The following is a 670-nucleotide window of genomic DNA, read 5'->3' on the forward strand; positions in this document are numbered from 1 at the left end:
TTCTTTGTTGCAAAAAAAACGAGTGACTTCACTCCCTTTGAAGAAACTGAAATTTATAAGAGCCTGAATCAATTCATCGACCAGATAGGATTGATTCAGGTTGTATGGACACCCTTACCAAAGTTATTGACGCCTATTTTCTATAACGTCAATCAAATTAATTTTGGTAAACGGCTTCAGATTCTAAAAGCTTATTTAGTTGGCACAGACCACTTCCTTCGGATTTTTGATAACAAATCCTCTTTTGAGGTGTTCTATCAAGCCGATGAACACTAAACAAACATGACCCGAATTAAACATAGTACCGTTGAGAACATATTAAATCTCAGCAGTATCTGTACCAGCAAAGAATGCTGATTAAATAGGTACAAAGATATGATTGAAAAGCGCTACCGTGTAAAAGACCTCGTAAACTATCCTGAACGTCTAGCAAAGGACTATGTGGATCGTAAGGGTCGTAGAAGAAGACTCTCCCATAAGCCTGCAAGCAAAGGCTTATTGAATATTGCAGAGTCGACATTTTGGAAAATGATTCGACGAGGTGATTTCCCAGAACCCACGTACTTAACAGCAAGTATGCCCACTTGGACCGAAAGCCAAATCAATGCTTGGCTTGAAGCGAAAAATCCTAAAGCTGCATAAAGCAAAACAGCCTGTCTATGACAGGCTG

At 39.3% G+C, this 670-nt stretch carries 1 protein-coding gene and 1 pseudogene; both read left to right on the forward strand.

What is annotated here, in order from left to right; genetic code table 11:
• Positions 1-276, forward strand: a pseudogene (locus RMB13_RS00625) (hypothetical protein); the annotation flags it as partial.
• A gap of 99 nt (positions 277-375) precedes the next feature.
• On the forward strand, positions 376-642 hold the full coding sequence (locus RMB13_RS00630; protein WP_311073110.1) for an AlpA family phage regulatory protein: 267 nt from the start codon (positions 376-378) through the stop codon (positions 640-642).
• The last annotated feature ends 28 nt before the right edge of the window (positions 643-670 follow it).

The sequence above is a fragment of the Acinetobacter sp. V102_4 genome, assembly GCF_031799005.1.
GTDB lineage: Bacteria > Pseudomonadota > Gammaproteobacteria > Pseudomonadales > Moraxellaceae > Acinetobacter > Acinetobacter calcoaceticus.

What these genes read in the sequence shown, in the direction of transcription:
- RMB13_RS00630 (WP_311073110.1), top strand. Translation starts at nt 376, where the DNA reads ATGATTGAAAAGCGCTACCGTGTAAAAGACCTCGTAAACTATCCTGAA.